This is a genomic window from Algoriphagus sediminis (assembly GCF_030403435.1).
Lineage (GTDB): Bacteria > Bacteroidota > Bacteroidia > Cytophagales > Cyclobacteriaceae > Algoriphagus > Algoriphagus sediminis.
Genome location: NZ_JAUEPH010000020.1, coordinates 1 through 729, shown reverse-complemented (window position 1 = coordinate 729; position 729 = coordinate 1). Strand labels below are relative to the sequence as shown.

General features: G+C 48.4%; 1 protein-coding gene. It reads right to left on the bottom strand.

Features of this window, described 5'->3' with window-relative positions; translation table 11 throughout:
- Positions 1–729 (bottom strand): DUF7507 domain-containing protein (locus QVH07_RS17660; RefSeq protein WP_435367071.1); only part of this gene is annotated, 729 nt, incomplete at both ends.

The following is a 729-nucleotide window of genomic DNA, read 5'->3' as shown; positions in this document are numbered from 1 at the left end:
ACCGCGTAGTTTGTCGTAACCGTAGCCGTCTGGCCTGGTTGCAAGTCACCCACATTATCATTCTGACCAGTCAATGGATCCGTAATCGTGGTATTAGTCAAGGTCACATTTCCAGTGTTCTCAACAATCAAGGTATACGTGATCACATCTCCCGCTTGATCATAAGTCGTTGGGTTAGCCGTTTTGGTCAAGGAAATACCTGAATTCTGAACTGCTGTTACCGTTGCGCTGGCTATAGCCGACTGAGTGGACTGGTTTGGATCTGTACCTGTGGCGATAGCTGTGTTCACCACCTGTCCGTTGTTTACATCCGCTTGAGTCACCGCGTAGTTTGTCGTAATCGTAGCCGTCTGGCCTGGTTGCAAGTCACCCACATTATCATTCTGACTAGTCAATGGATCTGTGATCGTGGTATTGGTTAAGGTCACGTTACCGATGTTCTCAACAATCAAGGTATACGTGATCACATCTCCGGCTTGATCATATGTCGTTGGGTTAGCCGTTTTGGTCAAAGAAATACCTGAATTCTGAGCTGCTGTAACCGTTGCGCTGGCTGTAGCGGTCTGAGTGGACTGGTTTGAATCTGTACCTGTTGCGGTAGCTGTGTTCACCACCTGTCCGTTGTTTACATCCGCTTGAGTCACCGCGTAGTTTGTCGTAACCGTAGCCGTCTGGCCTGGTTGCAAGTCACCCACATTATCATTCTGACCAGTCAATGGATCCGTAATC